The following is a 3238-nucleotide window of genomic DNA, read 5'->3' on the forward strand; positions in this document are numbered from 1 at the left end:
CGAAAAGAAATTCACGATTGACATGAGTTTGGAAGATGAACTAGAAGTTGTGATGAATGACGTAGTAAAAAGATAAAGGGGAATGCTAGTTCGATTATTGATACGCAGAAATTACAAAAAGCAGTTATCGAAAATAAGAAAAATCATGGTTTCAATACTACCGATGTAAAATTTGAGTTGCTTTTACTGTATGGTGAAGTTAATGAATTATTTCAAGCATGGTTAAAAGACGATCATGACAACATAAATGAAGAATTAGCTGATGTAGCAATTTTTCTCTTAGGAATTTCTGAAATGCTAGGTAGTGACTTAGGTGAAGATATTGTAAAAAAGCTAAAAATCAATGCCAAAAGAAAATATAAAGATGGTAAAAAGATAGAAGGATAAATAGTATCAAAGTATCCAAAACAACTTGCCAATCTAATATTTTCATGTTATTCTGATTTCATCAATTGAAATTCATTTTATGGAAAGAAGGGTCGCCATTGCGTCTTTAATCTTGCAAATTCAAGCATAGTTGAATAATTATTCCAGATTTATGACGGAGAGACTATGCACTTTTGACAAGATTAAGGATAGGCGATACCTTCTTTTTCTATGCGTAAAATACTGAAGGAGAGTCTGCACTTGTCGGAAGTGTAGGCTCTTTTTTACGAGGCGATTTTATGAGCAACATTAGAATTTCAAATTTATCATTCAGATATGATGATAGCAGTGAAAATATTTTTAATAAATTGAACTTAAACTTAGATAGTACTTGGAAACTAGGACTTGTGGGCAGAAATGGACGTGGTAAGACAACATTTTTGAACTTGCTGCGTGGAAAATTACATGGTCTAGGCGAAATTCAAACTCGGCTAAGTTTTTCATATTATCCAATTAAAGTTGAGGATCAAAAGAATATTACCTTATATGAGTTACAGAAGCAGGTTGCTTTCGAAGAGTGGGAATTAGAACGTGAGTTGAATTTAATGAATGTCGACCCCAACTTGTTATGGCAGCCGTTTAATACTTTAAGTGGTGGTGAGCAAACTAAAGTTTTACTGGCATTGTCTTTTACAGATAAAGATTCTTTTGCCTTAATTGATGAACCTACAAATCATTTAGATGAAGACAGTAGAAAAGAGATTAGTAATTATCTAGGTAAGCATGAAAAGGGCTATATCGTGGTTAGTCACGATCGTGATTTTTTGAATCAAGTAACCGATCATATTTTGGCGATTGAAAATATGGAGATTCATTTGTATCAGGGAAACTTTGCTGCATATGAAGATACGAAGCAGAAAAGAGATCAGTTTAACCGCGAGAAGAATCAGAAGCTGAAAGGCGAGATTCGTACATTGAATGAAAGTCGTTTGCGTCTAAAGGGATATTCAAGTAAATCTGAAAATCAAAAGAACGCAAAGGCTCACTCTAATGAAATTCATGCGTATATTAATAAGGGCTTTTACAGTCATAAAGCTGCTAAAGTAATGCAGCGCTCCAAAAATGTTGAACGAAGAATGAACGATGATATTCAAGCAAAACAAGGCTTGATGACTAACATTGAAGATATTCCAGAACTGACAATGAATTTTCAATCTAATTACCATTCGACTTTACTTGAAGCGCAACATCTTGATTTGCAAATAGATGGTAAAAATTTATTTAAAGATCTAAATTTAGTGGTTAAAAATCACGGTATTGTTTCTCTTGAAGGAAAGAACGGTTCTGGCAAATCGACTTTCTTGAAAATGTTGTTAAATAAAACATTTTCAGTCACTTATCAAGGTAAGTATGAACTAGCAAATGGTTTATCGATTTCATATTTACCACAAAATTTTACAGAATATCATGGCACTTTACACAAATTTGCATATGAACATGAAATTTCTTATGAGGAATTACTCAATAATTTGAAAAAGATGGGCTTTCCACGAGCAAGTTTTGTGACACCGATTGAAGAGATGAGTATGGGACAGCAAAAACGAGTAGCACTGGCTAAATCTCTAGTTGAACCAGCCGACTTGTATTTATGGGATGAACCAGCAAACTATCTAGACGTTTTCAATCAAAATCAACTGATTGAATTATTGAAAAAGGTCAAACCTGCCATGCTGTTGATTGAACATGACGAATACTTCATTGAGCAGGTGACGGATCACAGAGTGAGATTGGATATAGCAGAATAGAAAGAAGCACGTTACTGGTTAGTTAGTAACGTGCTTTTGTTCAGATCTTTTGGACTAATGATTCTAAATATTGTTTTCTTCTTTGAGCAGAACTTTTATCAATATTGCCAAAGCTTAATTATTTGATATGTTTCATCCCTAATTGTTTCAAGGTTGAATTGATGAAAACACTTTTAATGGCACTACCGCAGAACATTTTCAAATACCAGGTGGTGAGGTAGAGGTCGTCATCACTTCAACACGCTGAATATTCTTTAAATGCCCAATGACACCAGTAGCACCAACATTATATGCAAATTGTTTTTTCATGACTTTATCGATGAAGCCCTTAATAATTGCAGGAGTATCATTCCACCAAACTGGGAAGATAAAGATACGGCGATTAGCTTCTTTCAAAAGCTTTTGATATTTTTTAACGTTAGGATCACTGGTTTTACCAGCTTTAAATAAGGAAAGTTCACGCGCATCATATGCTGGGTTAAAGTTATCCCAATATAGATCTATAGCTGAAAATTCTTCCTTTCTGCTTTTAAGATTTGTTGAACTTTTGTGAAAATTTGGGCATAAGAATTGCTAAAGTAGATTAAATTCCACCTAAATTTGGAGCAATGACTCACTTTGGTGGAACACGGGGGCTATTTTTTACTAGCTTATTAGTTTGTATTTTTGTAGTCATCTTCCCATTATCATCAGTAGGAGAAATGGCAAGTTTAGCATTTTTGCTTGTATATGCTATGGTTAACGTAGGACATTTGCGTTTGGTAAAACAAACGGGAGCTAACCGCTTTTTATTAGTAATTGCTGTTATTCTTAACTTAGTATTATTCGCATTGCTTTTTGCTCAAACTATCATGAATGGTGAAATTTTAACTTGGATTGCAGTCATCTTCTTATTAGTGATTAGTTTTATTATTGAATATATCTGGCGTAAAAAGAATCATCAAAAGTAAGCGTCATATAACCGAGTATCTGTTTTAGCCTTCATTTTTCAGGTATTCTAATCTCATCAATTTAATGGAGGTTAAGAATATGATCGAAAAACAACAACCCATTGTGGCACTTGGCCA

At 33.8% G+C, this 3238-nt stretch carries 4 protein-coding genes; 3 read left to right on the forward strand and 1 reads right to left on the reverse strand.

Annotated elements, in window-relative coordinates:
- Window positions 1-93 precede the first annotated feature (93 nt).
- On the forward strand, window positions 94-387 hold the full coding sequence (locus JEM49_RS07960) for a MazG-like family protein (RefSeq protein WP_201874594.1): 294 nt from the start codon (window positions 94-96) through the stop codon (window positions 385-387).
- A 278-nt stretch (window positions 388-665) separates the two neighbouring features.
- Window positions 666-2171, forward strand: coding sequence for a ribosomal protection-like ABC-F family protein (gene abc-f / locus JEM49_RS07965; RefSeq protein ID WP_201874568.1), 1506 nt, complete (start codon window positions 666-668; stop codon window positions 2169-2171).
- Between the two features lie 198 nt (window positions 2172-2369).
- Here abc-f and JEM49_RS10560 read toward each other — a convergent pair whose 3' ends face one another.
- Complete coding sequence (locus tag JEM49_RS10560; protein WP_342211673.1) at window positions 2370-2675, reverse strand: NAD(P)H-dependent oxidoreductase; 306 nt, start codon at window positions 2673-2675, stop codon at window positions 2370-2372.
- Between the two features lie 104 nt (window positions 2676-2779).
- Between JEM49_RS10560 and JEM49_RS07975 the strand changes: the two genes are divergently transcribed.
- A complete protein-coding gene (locus tag JEM49_RS07975) occupies window positions 2780-3121 on the forward strand; it encodes a hypothetical protein (RefSeq protein WP_242509805.1) in 342 nt (113 codons plus the stop codon).
- Window positions 3122-3238: the final 117 nt, after the last annotated feature.

This window comes from Lactobacillus sp. A27, assembly GCF_016742815.1.
Classification (GTDB): domain Bacteria; phylum Bacillota; class Bacilli; order Lactobacillales; family Lactobacillaceae; genus Lactobacillus; species Lactobacillus gallinarum.